15 protein-coding genes and 1 pseudogene are annotated in these 18,862 nt (G+C 65.7%); 10 read left to right on the forward strand and 6 right to left on the reverse strand.

The window, feature by feature from the left end; all coding sequences use genetic code 11:
• The first annotated feature begins 49 nt into the window (after window positions 1-49).
• Both F7R19_RS04115 and F7R19_RS04120 read left to right on the forward strand, forming a co-directional pair.
• Entirely contained in the window at window positions 50-715 is a 666-nt protein-coding gene (locus F7R19_RS04115) for a Smr/MutS family protein (RefSeq protein WP_150979447.1), read from the forward strand.
• Between the two features lie 14 nt (window positions 716-729).
• Window positions 730-1,377 (forward strand): trimeric intracellular cation channel family protein, encoded by a 648-nt coding sequence (locus F7R19_RS04120; protein WP_150979448.1) that lies wholly within the window; start codon window positions 730-732, stop codon window positions 1,375-1,377.
• Between the two features lie 90 nt (window positions 1,378-1,467).
• On the opposite strand, the gene glnK is transcribed toward F7R19_RS04120, so the two are convergent.
• Together glnK and F7R19_RS04130 are read right to left on the reverse strand one after the other, a co-directional pair.
• Window positions 1,468-1,806: a P-II family nitrogen regulator gene (gene glnK / locus F7R19_RS04125; protein WP_061957551.1), complete on the reverse strand. Its 339-nt coding sequence runs from the start codon at window positions 1,804-1,806 to the stop codon at window positions 1,468-1,470.
• A gap of 102 nt (window positions 1,807-1,908) precedes the next feature.
• Window positions 1,909-3,972, reverse strand: a complete 2,064-nt coding sequence (locus F7R19_RS04130; RefSeq protein WP_150979449.1) for an NAD(+) synthase — start codon at window positions 3,970-3,972, stop codon at window positions 1,909-1,911.
• 153 nt (window positions 3,973-4,125) lie between these two features.
• Here F7R19_RS04130 and F7R19_RS04135 point away from each other — a divergent pair, with 153 nt between their 5' ends.
• The gene (locus tag F7R19_RS04135) at window positions 4,126-5,316 is read left to right on the forward strand and encodes a GNAT family N-acetyltransferase (RefSeq protein WP_084004039.1); all 1,191 of its coding nucleotides are present in this window, start codon (window positions 4,126-4,128) and stop codon (window positions 5,314-5,316) included.
• 1 nt (window position 5,317) lies between these two features.
• Here the strand turns inward: F7R19_RS04135 and F7R19_RS04140 are convergent, their stop codons facing one another.
• The gene (locus F7R19_RS04140; protein ID WP_407648720.1) at window positions 5,318-5,503 is read right to left on the reverse strand and encodes a cytochrome b; all 186 of its coding nucleotides are present in this window, start codon (window positions 5,501-5,503) and stop codon (window positions 5,318-5,320) included.
• 140 nt (window positions 5,504-5,643) lie between these two features.
• On the opposite strand from F7R19_RS04140, the gene F7R19_RS04145 reads away from it, so the two are divergent.
• Window positions 5,644-6,186 carry a hypothetical protein gene (locus F7R19_RS04145; RefSeq protein WP_150979450.1) on the forward strand — a complete coding sequence of 181 codons (543 nt, stop codon included), beginning with the start codon at window positions 5,644-5,646 and terminating at the stop codon, window positions 6,184-6,186.
• 19 nt (window positions 6,187-6,205) lie between these two features.
• Window positions 6,206-6,473: pseudogene (locus F7R19_RS04150) on the forward strand (peptidogalycan biosysnthesis protein); the annotation flags it as partial.
• A 1-nt stretch (window position 6,474) separates the two neighbouring features.
• Here F7R19_RS04150 and F7R19_RS04155 read toward each other — a convergent pair.
• Window positions 6,475-7,050: a cytochrome b gene (locus tag F7R19_RS04155; RefSeq protein WP_150979451.1), complete on the reverse strand. Its 576-nt coding sequence runs from the start codon at window positions 7,048-7,050 to the stop codon at window positions 6,475-6,477.
• A 194-nt stretch (window positions 7,051-7,244) separates the two neighbouring features.
• On the opposite strand from F7R19_RS04155, the gene F7R19_RS04160 reads away from it, so the two are divergent.
• A complete protein-coding gene (locus F7R19_RS04160; RefSeq protein ID WP_150979452.1) occupies window positions 7,245-7,748 on the forward strand; it encodes a hypothetical protein in 504 nt (167 codons plus the stop codon).
• Between the two features lie 85 nt (window positions 7,749-7,833).
• Here F7R19_RS04160 and ppa read toward each other — a convergent pair whose 3' ends face one another.
• Entirely contained in the window at window positions 7,834-8,361 is a 528-nt protein-coding gene (gene ppa, locus F7R19_RS04165; protein ID WP_150979453.1) for an inorganic diphosphatase, read from the reverse strand.
• Between the two features lie 235 nt (window positions 8,362-8,596).
• On the opposite strand from ppa, the gene F7R19_RS04170 reads away from it, so the two are divergent.
• The 4 genes from F7R19_RS04170 (at window position 8,597) to F7R19_RS04185 (ending at window position 12,574) form a co-directional block, all read left to right on the forward strand.
• Window positions 8,597-10,033, forward strand: coding sequence for an aldehyde dehydrogenase family protein (locus tag F7R19_RS04170; protein ID WP_061957542.1), 1,437 nt, complete (start codon window positions 8,597-8,599; stop codon window positions 10,031-10,033).
• Entirely contained in the window at window positions 10,026-10,268 is a 243-nt protein-coding gene (locus F7R19_RS04175; protein ID WP_061957541.1) for a hypothetical protein, read from the forward strand. Before F7R19_RS04170 ends, F7R19_RS04175 begins: the two co-directional genes overlap by 8 nt.
• A 154-nt stretch (window positions 10,269-10,422) precedes the next feature.
• The gene (locus tag F7R19_RS04180) at window positions 10,423-11,184 is read left to right on the forward strand and encodes an SDR family oxidoreductase (protein WP_061957540.1); all 762 of its coding nucleotides are present in this window, start codon (window positions 10,423-10,425) and stop codon (window positions 11,182-11,184) included.
• Window positions 11,185-11,260: 76 nt separating this feature from the next.
• The gene (locus F7R19_RS04185) at window positions 11,261-12,574 is read left to right on the forward strand and encodes an MFS transporter (protein ID WP_061957539.1); all 1,314 of its coding nucleotides are present in this window, start codon (window positions 11,261-11,263) and stop codon (window positions 12,572-12,574) included.
• A gap of 176 nt (window positions 12,575-12,750) precedes the next feature.
• Here F7R19_RS04185 and F7R19_RS04190 read toward each other — a convergent pair whose 3' ends face one another.
• Complete coding sequence (locus F7R19_RS04190) at window positions 12,751-18,852, reverse strand: hybrid sensor histidine kinase/response regulator (protein ID WP_150979454.1); 6,102 nt, start codon at window positions 18,850-18,852, stop codon at window positions 12,751-12,753.
• Window positions 18,853-18,862 lie beyond the last annotated feature (10 nt).

Genomic DNA, 18,862 nt, shown 5'->3' on the forward strand with positions numbered 1-18,862 from the left:
CCGTCCCCGATTCTCTATAATCAACGCCGAGCTTTTCCAGAGTCTTCCTATGTCGCACGGCGCAAAAACACCCCCCAGGCGATTCGGCCTCAACGATCTGGCCGCACTGCGAGACAACCTCAAGGCCGACGCCGAGCGTCGCGAGGCCGAGCGCCGCGCCCAGGCCGAAGCCGCGCAGCGCGCCCTTGAGGAAGCCAATGTCTTTCGCGCCAGTATCGGCAACGTCAGCGCCCTGCGCGACCGTAATCGCGTGCAGCATCCGCCCAAGGTGCCCGAGCCGATTCCGGTGCAGTCGCAGCGCAATGACAAGGCTGTGCTCGAAGCGTCGTTGTCCGATGAATTCGATGTCGAGAACCTGCTCGATATCGACGAGACGATGTCGTTCCGTCGCCCGGGCATTGGCGAGGACATCATCAAGAAGCTGCGCCGCGGCGAATGGGTGCCGCAGGACAAGGTGGACCTGCACGGCCTGCGCAGCGACGAGGCGCGCGAGGCGCTGGCCAGTTTCCTGCGCCGTTCTGTGCGCAACGGCGTGCGCTGCGTGCGGGTGATTCACGGCAAGGGCATGGGATCGCCCGACAAGCTGCCGGTGCTCAAGGGTAAGGTGCGCAGCTGGCTGGTGCAGAAAGAGGAAGTGATTGCCTTCGTCCAGGCCCGCGAATCGCTGGGCGGCGCGGGCGCCCTGATGGTCCTGCTTCGCCAACCGCGTTCCTGATCGTTCGCCCCCCCATGCACTTTCACTTGCCGTTCGATCTGCTGATGGGGCGGCTGCCGCTGATTCTCCACATCATGGAGATCACGGGGGTGCTGGCCTTTGCCGTGTCGGGCGTGGTGGATGCGCGCAAGCAGCGGCTCGACGCGGTGGGCACCTTCATCGTGGCGTTTGCCACGGCATTCGGCGGCGGCACCGTGCGCGACGTGCTGCTCGATCGCCGGCCGTTCTACTGGGTCGATCACGAATACTACGTGCTGCTGATCTTTGCGATGTCGATCGGTGCATCGATCGTCTTTCGCGTGGTCAGTTCCGTGGCCTCGGACCGCACCATGCTGGTGGCCGACGCGATCGGCCTGGGACTGTTTTCCGTCACCGGCACATCGCTGGCGCTGGTGGCGCAGATGACGCCCACCGTCGCGGTCATGATGGGCATCATTTCGGCGGTATTTGGCGGCGTGCTGCGCGACGTACTGTGCAACGAGGTGCCGATGATCCTGCGCGACCGGTCGCCCTACGCCACCTGCTCCTTCATTGGCTGCTGGGTCTACGTCGGACTCACCTGGCTGCGCGCCGATCAGGAAGTGGCATTGCTGGCAGGTGCGTTGGTGACAATGGGCATGCGACTGCTGTCGGTGCAGTTCGGCTGGAAATTGCCGAGCTAGCCGGCGTCGCCGGCGCCGGCGCCGCAGTGCCTTCGCCCAGAAAGCAAAAAGCCGGCAAATGCCGGCTTTTCACCTTTTCTGCCTGGGCAATCAGACCGCGGCCTCGTCCTGCTCGCCCGTACGAATGCGGATCACGCGTTCGATCTCGGTGACGAAGATCTTGCCGTCGCCGATCTTGCCGGTGTGCGCAGCCTTGACGATCGAGTCGAGCACGGTGTCGAGCTGGTTCTCGGCCACCACCACTTCGATCTTGATCTTCGGAAGGAAGTCGACCACGTACTCGGCGCCGCGATACAACTCCGTGTGACCCTTCTGGCGGCCGAAGCCCTTCACCTCGGTCACCGTCAGGCCGGTCACGCCCACGTCTGCCAGTGCTTCGCGCACTTCGTCGAGCTTGAACGGTTTGATGATGGCGGTAATCTGCTTCATGGCTGGCCTCTGTCTCTAAGGTGTCGGAAGATGACAGATTCTAGCCCGAAACACCACATCGGGATTGCGACCAGCGCCACATAGCGCGTCGTCGGGGCCCGATCAGTCCGGAATCCGGGCCAGATCGCGCATCCACGCCGCCGATTCCCCATCGCTGGGCGCGCGCCAGTCGCCGCGCGGCGACAACGACCCGCCCGAGCCCACTTTCGGGGCGTTCGGGATGCAGGAACGCTTGAACTGGCTGGTGCGGAAGAAGCGGTCCACGAAGATGCCGAGGACGCGTTTGATTTCCGGCAGCTGGTAGCTGTTGCGCGCCACATGCGGCCCGTTGGGCCACACACCGCGCGCCGCATCGCCCCACGCATGCAGCGCCAGGAAGGCGACCTTGGACGGCGTGTAGCCGTAGCGCAGCGTGTAGTAGAGGTTGAAATCCTGCAACTCGTACGGCCCGATAATCTGCTCGGTCTTCTGCTCGGGCGCCTTGTCCTGCCCGTTTCCGGCCGCGCCGCTTGGCACCAGTTCGGGGCTGATGTCGGTATCGAGCACTGCCAGCAGCACATCCTGTCCGCCCTGCGCCACCTGCCCCGTTTCTGCCACCCAGCGCACAAGGTGGCTGATCAGTGTCTTGGGCACGCTCGCGTTAACGTTGTAATGCGACATGTGATCGCCGACGCCATAGGTGCACCAGCCCAGCGCCAGTTCGCTGAGATCGCCGGTGCCGATCACGATCGCACCGTTGTGGTTGGCCAGCCGGAACAGGTGGTTGGTGCGCTCGCCCGCCTGGACGTTTTCGAACGTGACATCGAACACCGGCTCGCCGTGCGCGTAGGGATGGTCGAGGTCCTTCAGCATGGCCATGCAGCTCGGCCGGATATCGATCTCGCGCGCGGTGCAGCCAACCAGCGTCATCAGTTCGCGCGCCTGCTTGAGCGTGCGATCGCTGGTGGCGAAGCCGGGCATGGTGTAGGCCAGGATGTTGGCGCGCGGCAAGCCAAGACGGTCCATCGCCTTGGCGCAGACCAGCAACGCATGCGTGGAATCGAGCCCGCCAGACACGCCGATCACCACCTTCGAGATCCGGCTCGACGACAGCCGCTGCACGAGCGCCTGCACCTGGATGTTGTAGACCTCCATGCAGCGCTCGTCGCGGCGACGCGGGTCGGCCGGCACATACGGAAAGCGCTCGACCTTGCGTTGCAGCGGCAGCGTCTGCCCGGTCGGCACATCGACACGGAACGCCACCACGTCGAATCGCTCGACTTCGTCGCGATGCCGACGCACCGAGTGCCCGAACGTGGTCTGGTGCATGCGCTCGCGCGACAACCGCTCGAGATCGACATCGGCGAACAACAGGTGCGAAGTATCGGCAAAACGCTCCGATTCGCCCAGCAGTTCACCGTTCTCGTAGATCAATGCCTGACCGTCCCAGGCCAGATCGGTCGATGATTCGCCCTTGCCGGCCGACGTGTAGAGGTAGGCCGCGAGGCAGCGCGCAGACTGCTGCGACACCAGCTGATGCCGATACCCCGATTTGCCGATCACGATATTCGATGCCGACAGATTCACCAGCACCGTGGCGCCGGCCAGCGCCGCGAACGACGACGGCGGCACCGGCACCCACACGTCTTCGCAGATCTCCGCATGAAAGCGGAAGAACGGGATGTTTTCGATGTCGAACAGCAGGTTCGCACCGAACGGCACGTCGGCACCGAGCAGCGAGATGGTATCGACCACCGCGTTGTCGGCCGCGCTGAACTGGCGCGCCTCATAGAATTCCCAGTAGTTCGGCAGGTAGCTTTTCGGCACCACGCCCTGCACGGTACCGTTTGCCACCACCACGGCGCAGTTGAACAACTGGTGATCGACCAGCACGGGCATGCCGACGATCAGCGCGGCGCGGATGCCGGCGGATGCTTCGACGATCGACTGCAGCGCCAACTCGCATTCGCGCAGCAGCGCGCGCTGGTGAAAGAGATCGTCGCAGGTGTAGGCGGACAGGCCGAGTTCAGGGAACGCCACAAGCGCCGCGCCGCCAGCGGCGGCTTGCCGGGCCAGCGCGATGGTCTGCTCGGCGTTGAAGGCGGGATCTGCCACGCGGCACTCCGGCACGCCGACGGCCACGCGCGCAAATCCATGGGAATAAAGATTGAAGAACGGGTGCGTCATATCTGGCCCTGAGTCTGCCCGCGGGATCGGGCGGCGGATTTCCGCATTTTACGACGCACTCGCCACCGAGGTGGCGCTGCCCTGCATCGCAACATTGTTTCCGGTAGACTCGGCCAGCAGCCGGCCGTGAAAATCCTGTCTTCATCCGTCTTCATGAATGAATCGCGCCCCAACTACCGCACGGACATCGTGCTGGACCTTGCCGAAATCGATGCCGCCGAGTGGGACGCCTTGCTTGCCGCGCAGGCCGAGCCCACGCCGTTCCTGCGTCATGCCTTCTTGCACGCAATGCACGCGAGCGGCAGCGCCACGGACGACACCGGCTGGTCGCCCCGTTTTCTGACGCTGTGGGCGCAGGACGGCCACGGCCCGGGTCGCGACCGGCTGGCCGGTGCGATGCCGCTCTACGCCAAGTCCCACTCCTACGGTGAATACGTGTTCGACTGGGCATGGGCGGACGCCTATCGCCAGCATGGCATCGCGTACTACCCCAAGTGGCTGTCCGCGATTCCGTTCACGCCGGTGCGCGGCGCAAGGCTGCTGGCCCAGGACGAATTGGCGCGACGGGTGTTGTTGCGTTTTGCGCTGGCGCTAGCCGAAGAAAGCCAGCTTTCGTCGCTGCATATCCTGTTTCCGTCCGATCACGAGGCAGACCTGATGGACGAAGCCGGCATGCTGATGCGGCATGGCGTGCAGTTTCACTGGACCAATGCCGGCTACGAAAATTTCGACGCCTTCCTGGCCACGCTATCGCAGAAAAAGCGCAAGAACATCCGCGCCGAGCGGCGCCGCGTTGCCGAAGCCGGCATAACCTTCCGCCAGTTGCGTGGCGCGGAGATCGACGACGATGCGTGGAAATTCTTCAACCGCTGTTATCGGCAGACTTATCGCGAGCATCATTCGTCGCCGTATCTGAATCTCGACTTCTTTAGGCGCATTGGCGCGGCCATGCCCGAGAACCTGCTTCTGGTGATCGCCCAGCGCGAGGGCCGCGACATCGCCAGTTCCCTGCTGGTCTACGATGCCTCGCCGCCGGTCAGCACACTTTACGGCCGCTACTGGGGCGCGATCGAACACCACCCGTGCCTGCATTTCGAAACCGCGTACTACCAGCCGCTCGAGTTCTGCATCGCCGAGGGCATCCGCACCTTCGAAGGTGGTGCCCAGGGTGAGCACAAGATGGCGCGTGGATTTTTGCCTGTGGCCACGCGCTCGGCGCACTGGCTTGCGCATCCGTCGTTCGCCGATGCCGTCGAACGATTTCTCGAACGCGAGCGCCAGGGCATCGACGCCTATCTGGACGAACTCAACGAACGCAACCCGTTCGCGCGGCAGTCAGACTGATCTACCTGCTGCGCCACATCCGGCGCAGCGTGTTGTCGCCCAGCATGTAGTGATGGAACAGTGCGGCCATCGCATGCAGCCCGATCACGGTGTAAAACGCGGTGCCGATGGATTCATGGAGATCCTTGGCGATGCCCTTCAGTTGCACGTCCGCCACCACCGTCGCCGGCATCGTCCGGCCGCCCATTCCAGCAGATGCCCGCCCGCATCGAGCGCAACGATGCCTCAAAGACCCACACCTGCCGCCTTGTTGATGAGAGGCAAATCGCATCGCGGATTCCGCGCGGACACTCTACGTTTTGCCACTTGCGAGCCAAGGAAACACACATGCTTACCGCTCACCAGTTTGACAAGCTGGAGCAACTCTGTGCCGCGCGCCTGCGCATGGTGCCGCTCCACGTGAGGGGGCCCAATCCCCAGGATCCCGCCGATCAATTTCAGATATTCCAGCTCGAGCGGCATAGCGAAGATCAGTATTACCTGATCTCGACCGCGCATGCCCGCGCCCGCGTGCCGCCGCTGCACGCCTGTTACGTGTTCGTGATCCTGCAGGATGATCCGGGCCGGGTGTATTGCGGGCTGGTGGACGAGCTGGACAGCTATATCGGATTCGTAGTGGAAGGACATACATCGCTTTCGATGCGTGCCCCGGTCCTGTACGCCGGCACACTCCAATTCGAGTTGGGCCGCCTTGTCAGCTGGAGCAATGGCAGCGGCCACTACCGCCCGCCGGCCTCGCTGGCCTCCGTCAATTTGATTCCGGCAGTGCAAAGGCTGCTTCCTAAGGAAAAATTCCAGGACTTTTTTTCGCCAATGCAAGAACTACGACTCCGCACGACGACGCCAGAACGCCGCCATTCCATCCCATAAAAACCCCGCCACAAAATGCCGGTACTGGGACGCGCTCGAACATCACCCATGCCTGCATTTCGAAACCGCGTACTGCCAGCCGATCGAGTTCTGCATCGTCGAGGGCATCCGCACTTTCGAAGGCGGTGCGCACGGCGAGCACAAGATGGCGCGTGAACTCCTGCTGGCTTGCGCATCCGTCATTCGCGGATGCCGTCGAACGATTTCTCGAACGCGAACGCCAGGGCATCGACGCCTATCTGGACGAACTCAACGAGCGCAATCCGTTCGCACGGCAGGCACACTGAGTTACTTGCCCCGCCACATCCGGCGCAGCGTGTTGTCGCCCAGCATGTAGTGATGGAACAGCGCAGCCATCGCATGCAGCCCGATCACTGTGTAGAACGCGGTGCCAATCGATTCGTGGAGATCCTTGGCGATGTCCTTCAGATGCGCGTCCGGCGCCACCATGGCCGGCATGGTCAGGCCGCCCCATTCCAGCAGATGCCCACCCGCGTTGAGCGTGACGATGCCAAGGATCGGTTGCGCGACGATAAACAGGTAGAGCACCCAGTGCATCGCATCGCCGGCCAGCTGCATCCAGCGCGCGCCGGGTTCTGCCGCAGGCGCGCCGCGCACCAGCCGCCACAGCAGACGCGGTACGGCCAGCGCCAATACCAGCGCGCCAGTCCATTCGTGAACGCTCATTGCCAGCGCACGCGCCGGCGTGCCCTTGGCGGCGAATCCCTTGAGTTCGATCGCGGCATACGCAGCGGCCACCAGCAGGAATATCGCCCAATGCAGAACGATGGCCAGACCGTTGTATCGGGCGAAGCCGGCACGGGCATCGCCGGCACCGCCGGCTTGTGCATTTGTGGGAGTCATAAGCAATTGCGTCCTCGAGGATGGGCTTAAAGGGGCCGAGCAACACGGTGCCGGCTTTCGTCAGCCCGCTATTCTGACCCGGCCCGCCCACCTGAACGACCACCACCAGCCGCATCGTTGATGACAGGCAAATCGCATCGCGGATTCCGCGCGGACACTTTACGTTTCGCCACTTGCGAGCCGAGGAAACTCACATGCTTACCGCCCACCAGCTTGACGAGCTGGAGCAACTCTATACCGCGCGCATGCGAATGGTGCCGCTTCCCCTGAAGTGTCGCAGCCTCCAGGATCCCGCAGAACAATGGCAGATCTTTCAGCTCCAGCGGCATAGCGAGGATCAGTACTATCTGATCCCGACGGCACATGGGCGCCGCCGCGTGCCGCCGCTGCACGCCTTTTACACTTTCGTGATCCTGCGGGATGATCCGGGCCGGGTGTACTGCGGGCTGCAGGGCGGGCTGCCAAGCCAGATCGAGTTCGAAGTGGAAGGACACACATCGCTTTCGATGCGCGCCCCGGTCCTGTACGCCGGCTCCATCCAATTCGATCGTGGCCGCCTTGTCAGTTGGACCAATGGCAGCGGCCACTACCGCCCGCCGGCCTCGCTGGCGACCGTCAATCTGATTCCAGCAGTGCAAAGGCTGCTGCCGAAGGAAAAATTCCAGGACATTTTGGGTCCCATGCAGCCACGCAATTGAACACGTTGCCGCCGGCACACCGCCATACCAACCATAAAAAAACCCGCCACGAAAGGCGGGTTTCTTGCACCGGTGCCGCGTCCGCTTACTTCTTGAAGTTGGCCACGCCGTCGGTGATTTCCTTGTGGGCTTCCTCGATGCCGGCCCAGCCTTCAACCTTGACCCACTTACCCGCTTCGAGTGCCTTGTAGTTCTCAAAGAAATGCTTGATCTGGTCGAGCAGGTTTTGCGGCACGTCCGACAGGCCCTTGATGTGTGCGGTGGCAGGCGACAGCTTGTCGACCGGCACAGCCACCAGCTTGGCATCGACGCCCGACTCGTCGGTCATCTTCAGCATGCCCAGTGCACGGCAACGCACCACAGCGCCAGCCAGGATCGGGAACGGCGTGAGAACCAGCACGTCCACCGGGTCGCCGTCGCCCGACAGCGTTTGCGGGATAAAGCCGTAGTTGGCCGGGTAACGCATGCCCGTGCCGATAAAGCGGTCGACGAACAGCAGGCCGGTTTCCTTGTCGGCTTCGTACTTCACCGGATCGCTCTGGGCCGAAATCTCGATGATGACGTTGAAATCGTTGGGAAGGTCCTTGCCCGGCGAGACGAGGTTGAAGCTCATGCGAGTTCTCCGAATACCTGTGGAATGGGATGGCCGGCATTATAGCGGGTTGGTCCTGACCACAGGCTGACAGCGCGCCACGCCACTGCATTGGCCGCGACGCCTGCGGCACACCGCGTCGGCACCGGCCGCGGATGTGCGCCCGGACCGATGTCTTGCGCACCGGTCACGCTGCGCCATAATGCGACATTCCCGATTTTCAGCATCTGCTCCATTGCGGAGCCCGGAGACACGTATGCATGCCCAGCATTTCGTCGCCAACCGTCTGATTGCGCCCGATTCCGGCCTGCGCATCAAGGTGTTCGACCCGTCCAGCGGCGAGCCGTTTGCCGAGATCGCGCGCGGCAACGCCACCGACGTCAGCGTCGCCGTGCACGCCGCTCGCCAGGCCTTGGAAGGCGAATGGGGTGCGATGGACCCGGCCGATCGCGTGCGCCTGCTTAATCGCGTGGCACTCAAGCTGATCGAGCATGAGGACGAACTGGCCGAACTGGAAGCGCGCGACACCGGCAAGCCTTTGCGCCAGGCCCGTGCCGATGCCCGCGCCGTGGCGCGCTATTTCGAGTTCTACGCCGGCGCCGCCGACAAGCTGCACGGCCAGACGATTCCCTATCGCACCGGCTACACCGTGCTGACCGTGCGCGAGCCGCACGGAGTCACCGCCCACATCGTGCCGTGGAACTACCCGCTGCAGATCTTCGGCCGCAGCGTCGGCGCGGCGCTGGCCACCGGCAACGCCTGCGTGGTGAAGCCCGCCGAGGACGCCTGCCTGTCGATCCTGCGCGTGGCCGAACTGGCCGCCGAGGCGGGGCTGCCCGAAGGCGCGCTGAATATCGTCACCGGCTACGGCCATGAGGCCGGCGCCGCGCTGGCACGACATCCCGGCATCAACCATATTTCATTCACAGGGTCGCCCGAAACCGGCAAGCTGGTCGCGCAGCTTGCCGCCGAAAACCATGTTCCGGTGACGCTGGAACTGGGCGGCAAGTCGCCGCAGGTGGTGTTTGCCGATGCCGATCTCGATGCGCTGCTGCCGGTGGTGGTCAACGGCATCGTGCAGAATGCGGGCCAGACGTGTTCGGCCGGCAGCCGTCTGCTGGTGGAGCGCCCCGTGTACGAAACGCTGCTCGACCGTCTGTCGGGCGTGTTCGAATCGCTCCGCGTGGGGCCTTCGGCGCTCGACCTCGAATGCGGCCCGTTGATCAGCCGCAAGCAGCAGCAGCGCGTGTGGGACTTCGTCTCCGACGCGCAGCACGCCGGTATCGCGGTCATGGCGCAGGGCCAGATCGTCGGCGACGCGCCGGAGTCCGGCTACTATCAGGTGCCGATGCTGTTCCGCGACGTGCCGCCCACCCATCGGCTTGCCCAGGAGGAAGTGTTTGGCCCGCTGCTGGCCGCCATGCCGTTCGATACCGAAGACGAGGCCGTGCGCCTGGCCAACGGCACGGCCTACGGTCTGGTGGCCGGCGTCTGGACGCGCGACGGCGCCCGCCAGATGCGGTTGGCGCGCAAACTGCGCGCGGGCCAGGTCTTTATCAACAACTACGGCGCCGGCGGCGGCGTCGAGCTGCCATTCGGCGGCACCGGCCAGTCGGGCCACGGCCGCGAGAAGGGCTTCGAAGCCCTGTACGGATTTACCACTCTGAAAACCATCGCCATTCAACATGGGTAGCATTAATTTCCTTTCGGTCGCGTTCGCCATCTTCTTTTTCTGGATGGCCTGGCACGTCAAGAACAAGCGCGCCACCAATCCATCGGGCATGCCCCGCCTGCAGGTGTTCAAGCGCAAATGGGGCGACACCGTGGGCGACCGCGTGCACTGGTGCCTCTACGTGGCGCTGCCGTTTTTGCTGGCGCTGATGATGGTCGCCAACGCACTGCGCGGACGCGGACCGTTCTCGCATTGAGTGCATTGAGCGCACTGACTTGCACCCCAATCGCCATGCAATGATTTGCGCCGTTCGGCCTGATTCGCACTGATCGGCCCAATTCGCTTTATCGATGTTCCGCCCGCAGCGCGGCACAGACCGCGCCGGGCCTCACCCAAACAGGAGACAGGCAATGACCAGACTGGCTGGCAAGGTGGCGATTGTGACGGGCGGCGGCTCGGGATTTGGCGAAGGCATTGCGCGGACCTTCGCGCGCGAGGGGGCTGGCGTGATGGTGGCCGACCTCAACGCCGAAGCCGCCGAGCGCGTGGCCGCGGCGATTCGCGATGCGGGCGGCCAGGCGCACGCGGTGCGCGCCGACGTTTCGCGCGGCGACGACGTGGCGGCGATGCGCGACGCCACGCTCAAGGCGTTCGGCGACGTGCATTGCGTGGTCAATAACGCCGGCACCACGCATCGCAACAAGCCGATCCTCGAAGTCACCGAAGAAGAGTTCGACCGCGTCTACGCCGTCAACGTCAAGAGTATCTATTGGTCGGCCCACCATTTCATCGGACATTTTCGCCAGCGCGGCGGCGGCAATTTCGTCAATGTCGCGTCCACCGCCGGCATCCGTCCGCGTCCGGGCCTGGTCTGGTACAACGGCAGCAAGGGCGCGGTGATCGTCGCCAGCAAGGCAATGGCCGCCGAACTCGGTCCCGACAACATCCGCGTCAATTGCGTCAATCCCGTCATTGGCGCGACCGGTCTGCTCGAGCAGTTCATGGGCATGCCGGACACGCCCGAGAATCGCGCCAGGTTCCTCGCCACGATCCCGATGGGCCGCATGTCGACCCCGCAGGACGTGGCCAACGCCTGCCTGTATCTGGCATCGGACGAAGCGGCGTTCATCACCGGCACCTGCATCGAGGTGGACGGCGGACGCTGCGTCTGAGCGGCGCGCCAAAGAATCCAGTTTTTTCACCAGCGGTAACGTCGTACATCTACAAAAACCCAACGAGGAGACACCGATGACAACCACCGCAGTCAATACCGGCGCGCGCGACGCCAGTTTCGAAGACGCCGTCTATCGCAAGGTCAGCTGGCGGCTAGTGCCTTTCCTGCTGCTCTGTTACGTGGTGGCCTATCTGGACCGCGTCAACGTGGGCTTCGCCAAGCTGCAGATGCTCAGCGACCTCAAGTTCAGCGAAACCATCTACGGCCTGGGCGCGGGCATCTTCTTCATCGGCTACTTCCTGTTCGAGGTGCCGAGCAACGTCATCCTGCACAAGGTCGGCGCGCGCATCTGGATTGCGCGGATCATGATCACCTGGGGCGTGATTTCGGCGGCAATGATGTTCGTCACCACGCCGACCATGTTCTACGTGCTGCGCTTTCTGCTGGGCGTGGCCGAGGCCGGCTTCTTCCCCGGCATCATCCTGTATCTGACCTACTGGTATCCGGCCAATCGGCGCGGTCGCACCACCACGTATTTCATGACCGCCATTGCGCTGTCCGGCGTGATCGGCGGGCCGCTGTCCGGCTGGCTGATGCAATCCTTCGACGGCCACAACGGCTGGTCGGGCTGGCAATGGATGTTCCTGGTCGAAGGGATTCCGTCGATCCTGGTCGGCATCTGGGTGCTGCTGTTTCTGGACGACCGCATCGCGCACGCCAAATGGCTGAACGCGGAAGAGAAAGCGCTGCTCGAGCGCAATATCTCGGCCGAGAACCAGCACAAGGAAGATCCGCCCGTCGCGCAGGTATTGTCCAGCCCGCGCGTCTGGCTGATGAGCGCGATCTACTTCAGCTTCGTGATGGGGCTGTACGGCGTGAGCTTCTGGCTGCCGACCATCATCAAGCAGACCGGCGTGAAAGGCGCGCTCGATGTGGGCCTGCTGACCGCCATCCCGTATGGCTGCGCCGTGATCGGCATGGTGCTGGTGGCGTATAGCGCGGACCGCAGCGGCGAACGGCGTTGGCATATCGCGCTGCCCGCGCTGGCGGGTGCGGTGGGGCTGGTGCTGTCGGTGCAATGGCATGGCGACACCACGCTGGCCATGGTGGCCCTGACGCTCGCCACGATCGGGATCCTGACCACGCTGCCGCTGTTCTGGAGCCTGCCGACCGCCTTCCTGGCCGGCACCGGTGCGGCCGCCGGCATCGCGCTGATCAATTCGCTGGGCAACCTCGCGGGCTTCATCAGCCCCTACGCCGTGGGCTGGCTCAAGGACCTGACGCAAAGCACCGATTCCGGCATGTATCTGCTGGCCGTGTGCATGGTGGTGGGCGCCGCGCTGACGTTGTCTGTGCCAGCCAGGATGGTCAACAGGCGCGGCGAGTGATGCGTGGCTACCAATGCGCAGATGCCGATCGGTAGCCACTGAAGCGCGGTGAATCGAACCCAGCCGCCGCTGCGGCGGCGTGGCCCGCTTCCGCGCAGCGGGCTTCATCGACGAACGAGCCGCGCCGCTGCAGCCGGATCACGCCAGCACGGCGTACCGGCCAGTGACGCGCCTCGTCAGCTGTCGCCCAGCATCTGCGCGACCGATCCGGCTGCCATGGCGGCCTTTTCGCCGATCAGTTGCTGCAGCGTGCGCAGCAATTCGTCCTCGTTGAATGGCTTGCCCAGATAGACGTTCACGCCGATCTCGGCCGCATAGCGGCGGTGTTTTTCGGCGGTGCGCGACGTGATCATGACCAGCGGCATATGGCTGGTGCGCGAATCGGCACGCACGTTGCGGGTCAGGTCGAAGCCGTCCATGTTCGGCATCTCGATGTCGACCAGCATCGCGTCCGGCATCACTTCCTGCAGCTGCCGCAGCGCATCCACGCCATCGCGCGCCAGCACCACCTGATAGCCGGCGCGTGTCAGCAACCGCTGGCTGGCCTTGCGCACGGTCAGCGAATCGTCCACCACCATCACGGTCGGCTGCGTCACTAGGCCGGCCACCGGCATTGTCGCGCCGGCGCCCACGAACTCCGCCACGGCGCCCATCTGCTGCGGCGCGGGCAACGCCGGCATGGCCGGCGCCGCTTCGCCGCGCTCGCGAATCCAGCGCTGCGCCAGCACCACCGGGTTGTAGATCAGCACGATCTCGCCGTCGCCGAGCGTCGTGGCGCCAGCGATGCCTTCCAGGCGCGCCAGATGCGGGCCGATGTGCTTGACCACCACTTCGCGGTTGCCGATCACGTCGTCGACGTGCACGGCCACGCGCTCCGCACCCGAGCGCACCACCACCACCGGCGAATACTTGCGGCCCGACGCCATCGCCGAGGTTTCCTCGAGCAGCGCGCCAAAATAGAAGAACGGCACTTCGATGCCGCCGGCCATGAACCGGCGCGCGTTGTACGCATCGAGCAGCGGCTTCTCGCGCAGTTGGTGAACCTGATCGATCATGCCGCTTGGCATCGCGTAGAGGCGCCCGCCCAGCGATACCAGCAGCACCTGCGTAATAGCGGTGGTCAGCGGCAGATGCACCGTAAAGCTCGTGCCGCGGCCGGGCTCGGTCGACAACGTGATGCGGCCGCCCAGCGCCACGGTTTCGGATCGCACCACATCCATGCCCACGCCACGGCCAGCCAGTTCGGACACCGAGTCGGCCGTCGAAAAACCGGGCGCGAAGATCATCTCGGTCAGGCGGGCGTCGCTGGCGTCTTCATCGGCCGTCAGCAACTGGCGGGCGATCGCACGTTGGCGGATACGGGTCAGGTCAAGTCCACCGCCGTCGTCAAAGAACGTCAGCACGACTTCGTTGCCTTCCTGCTGCACTTCCAGCGTCAACGCACCGGTGGCCGACTTGCCGGCCGCGCGGCGCACCTCAGCCGGCTCGATGCCATGCACCACCGCATTGCGGATCAGATGCTCGATCGGGCCGGCCATGCGGTCCAGCACCGAGCGATCGATTTCCACGGTGCCGCCCTTGATCAGTAGCCGCACTTCCTTGCCGGTCTCGGTGGCGGCCTGGCGCGCCACGCGGTACAGGCGTTCGGCCAGCGCGTCGAACTGCACCATGCGCGCCTGCATCAGCCCGCGCTGCAGCCCGCGCGTCAGCCGCGCCTGCGCGGCCAGGTCGCCCGAGGCGCGGTCGAAGCCGCGCTGCAGGTTCTGCTCTACGGTCGCCACGTCGTTGACCGACTCGGCCATCATCCGCGTCAGTTCCTGGAAGCGCGTGAAACGGTCGAATTCCAGCGGATCGAATTCCTGATTCTGCTGCGCGTCGGCGATCCGCGACGCCATCTGCGTTTCCGCCTGGATCTCGATTTCGCGCAGTTGCATGCGCAAGCGCGCGACGTTGTCGTTCAGTTCGCCCAGATAGCTGCGCAGCGCCACCAGTTCGCTGTCCAGACGCGCGCGCGTGGCGCCCACTTCGCCGGCATCGTTGATCAGCGTATCGAGCGTGCGGGCCTGCACGCGGACCAGCGCGCGCTGGCGCTCCGCATCGGTCGGCAGGGCCATCGGCGCGACCGGGGCCGCGACGAGCGGAGCGGCGGGCGCCGCCGGCTGCGTCGACGACGGCACCAGCGCGTTTTCCTGCGGCGCCGGCGACCCCGCCACCAGTCCGTTGATCACGTCGGCGTCGTCCACCGGCAGCAGGCGGCCGTTCTGCAGCGCGTCGACATGCGCGAGGATGCGGTCGTACCAGGCGTAGAGCTTGCCGAACAGATCGGGCGACACACGTTGTCCGCGCACGCTGGCGTCCAGCAGCGTTTCCATTTCGTGCGCCGCCTGCCCCAGTGCCATTGCACCGGCCATGCGTGCGCTGCCCTTGAGCGTATGCAGGCCGCGCAGGATCAGGCCGCCATGCTGCGCGTCTTCGGGCGCGGCTTCCCACGTGCGCAGCATCTTGCCCAGTTCGGGCAGCGTGCCCTGCGCTTCCTCAAGGAAGATCTCGACCAGCGCCGCATCGAGTTGCGACACATCGGTGGACGAGTCCTCCTGCGACAACGTATCGGGCGCATCCAGCGAATCGCGCGAATCGGCCGACACATGGGCCACGGCCACCGTGTCGTGGCGCGCGGCGGGCATCGGAATCACCACGGCGTCGTGCAGCGCCGTCACTGGCGTCAGCGGCGATGTGGGCGATGACAGAGTCGACGCCGACACCGGCGGCAGCGAGGTGATCGGCGTCAGCTTCACGGGCGGCAGCGCCGCCTGCGACGCGTGGGCGTCCGCATCGATCTCGGGCAATGGCGCGTGCTGGCCGAACAATTGCGACACCGATCCTTCCTGACCGGCCGATTGCTCCGCGGGCACCGCCGCGCGAGGTCGCACCAGCGCGCGCTCGCCGAAATCGTTGAGATCGCGGCAGATCGCGCGGTCGGCCTCGGGCCAGATGCCGGCGGCAAACTGGTGCAGCATCGCGCGCAGGCGGTCGACAGCCTGCTCCAGCAAGCGGAAATCGCCCGGATGCATGACCACCGGATGGCGGCCCAGTAGCAACAGCAAGTGTTCCAGCGCCTCGGCGATCTCGCGCACCGGCTCCAGGCCAACGGTCGACGCGCTGCCCTGCAGCGTATGCGCGACGCGCAGCGCCAGCTCGCTCGGGCACGGATGGTTTTCGTGCTTCCACTCGGACAGATCGGTGGCGAACTGCCGCAGCAGATCGTCCGCCTCCTGCAAGTAGACGTTGTAGAGCGCCAGCCCGATCCGGACCGGGCCGATCACCTTGAAATTGTCGTCGTCGCTGCCCAGGCCGCCGGCAAAGCGGAACGGCAGCACGTTGCTGTCGTCGCCATCCGCCGCTTGCGATGCGGGCGGCGTCAACGTTGCGTCGCTTGGAGGCACGTCGATGGCAAACGCATCGGCGCCAGAGCCGGCCACGTCAGTTGTGCGGGCGATGTCGGCGATATCGGCCTGCGCTTGCGCGGCAAAGCTTTCAGACGTATCGACCGCCATGACGTCCGCCGCCTGCGGCGCGTCGGCCGCCACGGACGCGGCGGCATCGGCCAGCAGGGCGTCCAGCGAGTCGAGCGGCAGCGCCGCAGACCCCGACAACGACGTCGCGCCGGGCTCGCGCACGCGCTGTGCGGCATCGACCAGCGGCGCGATCTCGCGCAGCGTCGACGGATCGTCGCGCAACGCCAGCGCCCATTCGTGCAACAGATCGTGCGCCTGCTGCAGCAACGCGAGGAGTTCGGGCTGCGGCTCGCGCGTTTCGGCGATCCACAGGTTCATCACCTGCTCGACGGACCACGCGGCTTCGCCGTAGCGGTTCAGGCCGACCATGCGGCTCGAGCCTTTCAACGTGTGGAACGCGCGGCGCACGCGGATCAGGACATCGGCATCGCGCAGCGCATTGATGCCTGCTCGGATGTCGGTGGCGATATTGCCGAGCACTTCTTCCGCCTCGGACAGAAAGATCTCGAGCAGTTCGGCGTCGATGGCGGCGGCGTCGACCGGCATCGGCGCAGCAGCAGAAATCGCCGGCGGTGCGGCAGCCGATAGTGGATCGGCCAGCGCCACCACCATGCGCTCTGCGGCGGAATCGCTGCCAGCCAGCCACGCGTGCAACTGCGTGGTGGCTTCCCGGACCTGGCGGCGCAGCGCGGCATCGTCGTCGATCGCCGCCTGGTCGGACAAGGCCTGCAGTGCGGCGCGCAGCCGCTGGATCTCGGGCGAGTCCGCCGCGGCGGCCACCCGGATCGCGTCCATCGCGGCAGTGCGCGCCGCGGCCAGCGCCCCTTGCGGCAGGCCCGCCGGGCCCGGCGCGTGCGCGGCCAGCGGGTCTTCGTCTGCGGCATTGGGCTGCTTGCGGCCGAATTCCAGCAGATCGGCAAACGCATGCACGGCACCGAGTTCTGCCGCGATATCGGACAGTTGCTCGACGCGCGCCACATCGTCCACGGTCTCGCGCAGAACGCCCAGGCGTTGCAGCACGGAGCGCACCGCGGCCAGCGCCGCATCGGTATCGGGCTCGATGCCAGCGGGCATCGCCGCGCTGCCGTGGATCCGCTCGATGCTGGCCAGCAGCGCGTCAAACGCCTGCGCGGCGTCGTCCAGCGCGTGCGCGGCGTCGGCCCGCGCCGTGTTGCGATCGTAAGTATCGAGCCACGATTCGCCGCTATCGAGTTGCGCGCGCACCTGCGCCACGGCCTCGGTGCGCTGCGCCTGGGCGCCGGCGGCATCGACCATTGCGCACAGCCAGTCTGGCGCCACCGCATCGGCATCGGCCAGGCAAACAGCCAGGGCATCGCAGCGTTGCGCAAATTCGGCCGCCGAAGCGTGTCCTGACTTGCCATGCACGCGCCACGGCATCGCCAGCACGCGGGCAAGGAACAGTGCCACGCCACCCCGGCCCAGCGCATCGTGCATGGGGCGTTGGCCGGCATACGCCGCGGCGGCGGTCAGACATTGCTGCAAGGCGGGCTGCGCCAGCGGCATGGCGGCCTCGGCCAGCGATGCCAGCGCCAATTCCCATCCCGCCTGGTCGTCGCCGGCCGCGCGTTCGATCGCGGCAGCGGCGTTTTGCAGATTGCGCGTGTCGATCGGATCGAGCCAGCCGTAAAAACGCTTGCGATAGTCGGCGCGCGCCACGATGTGCGCGGGATCGACGCGGAACGCGCGCAGACTGCGCGCGATATCGGCACGCAGCACCTGCACCGCGGCCTGCTGCGCTGGCGGCGTGGTGTCCTCGGGGCCGTCCGGCGTCAGCCCCGTGCTGACCAGAAAGAAGACCGCATCGTTGAGCAGCGCCTGCGGCACGCGCACCTGTCCCTGCAGGTACTGGCGCACCAGCAGATGCGCGCGCGCGGCGAAGCGCTTGGCCAGCAGGTCGGATGGCAGCAGACCCTGGGCGAGCGCCCGGAACACCAGCGCCAGCGCATGCCAGATGCCGCGATCGGGATTGTCGGTGGTGCGGCGCGCGTCCTGTTCGTGGTTGCGCACTTCGTCCAGCGCCGCCTGCAGCGGCAGCCACGCCTCGCGCAGCAACGATGCGTCGGTACACGGCGTAGGCAGCCGCAACGCCTTCAGCAGCGCCGCCTCGAAGCGCAGCCGTGCGCGCGTGACCGCCGACGTGGAGCGCGTAGGCAGCACGATGCCCGGCAGCATCTGCAGCTCCTCGATCCACAGGTCGGCCGGATGCACGCGCTCTTCCTTCATCAGCGCCAGCACGTCGGCATAGGGCTGGAACAGGCGCAGCGGATCTTCGGCGTCGCCGGCCATCAGATCGTCGACATACTCGGCAAGCGCCTGCACGCCGCCACGGAACACGGCGAGCGCCTGCGCGTCGGCGGCTACCGATCCCGCATCGATCGCTTCGAGCAGACGTCGCAAACCCTGGCAATAGGCGTCCACGCCGCGCAGGCCGACGATATGCACCGCGCCGGCGGCCTGGTGCAACTGCTGGCCCGCCAGGCGCAGCGCCGTGGTATCGCGCGCGCCCAGCGCCTCGGGCGTCTGGCGGATTTCATCGACATAGTGGCCGAGTTCGGCCGCGGCGTCGTCCAGCGCGGCGCGCAGGCTTGGCGCCAGCCACGCCAATACGGAAAGATCGCGCTGCGGCGCGGCCGGAATGTCAGGGGTTGCGGTCGTGGCCATCGGCGCCGGCTCTGGCGAGGCTTGGGGTTGCTGCGCGGCCGGGTCGGCCACGTCGCTCAAAACAGTGGAATTCAAGGACATGACCAGTTCC

This window comes from Cupriavidus pauculus (assembly GCF_008801835.1).
Lineage (GTDB): Bacteria > Pseudomonadota > Gammaproteobacteria > Burkholderiales > Burkholderiaceae > Cupriavidus > Cupriavidus pauculus.

Coding starts and splice junctions, on each gene's coding strand:
- F7R19_RS04115 (WP_150979447.1), top strand. CDS start 50: ATGTCGCACGGCGCAAAAACACCCCCCAGGCGATTCGGCCTCAACGAT.
- F7R19_RS04120 (WP_150979448.1), top strand. CDS start 730: ATGCACTTTCACTTGCCGTTCGATCTGCTGATGGGGCGGCTGCCGCTG.
- glnK (WP_061957551.1), bottom strand. CDS start 1,806: ATGAAGCAGATTACCGCCATCATCAAACCGTTCAAGCTCGACGAAGTG.
- F7R19_RS04130 (WP_150979449.1), bottom strand. CDS start 3,972: ATGACGCACCCGTTCTTCAATCTTTATTCCCATGGATTTGCGCGCGTG.
- F7R19_RS04135 (WP_084004039.1), top strand. CDS start 4,126: ATGAATGAATCGCGCCCCAACTACCGCACGGACATCGTGCTGGACCTT.
- F7R19_RS04140 (WP_407648720.1), bottom strand. CDS start 5,503: ATGGGCGGCCGGACGATGCCGGCGACGGTGGTGGCGGACGTGCAACTG.
- F7R19_RS04145 (WP_150979450.1), top strand. CDS start 5,644: ATGCTTACCGCTCACCAGTTTGACAAGCTGGAGCAACTCTGTGCCGCG.
- F7R19_RS04155 (WP_150979451.1), bottom strand. CDS start 7,050: ATGACTCCCACAAATGCACAAGCCGGCGGTGCCGGCGATGCCCGTGCC.
- F7R19_RS04160 (WP_150979452.1), top strand. CDS start 7,245: ATGCTTACCGCCCACCAGCTTGACGAGCTGGAGCAACTCTATACCGCG.
- ppa (WP_150979453.1), bottom strand. CDS start 8,361: ATGAGCTTCAACCTCGTCTCGCCGGGCAAGGACCTTCCCAACGATTTC.
- F7R19_RS04170 (WP_061957542.1), top strand. CDS start 8,597: ATGCATGCCCAGCATTTCGTCGCCAACCGTCTGATTGCGCCCGATTCC.
- F7R19_RS04175 (WP_061957541.1), top strand. CDS start 10,026: ATGGGTAGCATTAATTTCCTTTCGGTCGCGTTCGCCATCTTCTTTTTC.
- F7R19_RS04180 (WP_061957540.1), top strand. CDS start 10,423: ATGACCAGACTGGCTGGCAAGGTGGCGATTGTGACGGGCGGCGGCTCG.
- F7R19_RS04185 (WP_061957539.1), top strand. CDS start 11,261: ATGACAACCACCGCAGTCAATACCGGCGCGCGCGACGCCAGTTTCGAA.
- F7R19_RS04190 (WP_150979454.1), bottom strand. CDS start 18,852: ATGTCCTTGAATTCCACTGTTTTGAGCGACGTGGCCGACCCGGCCGCG.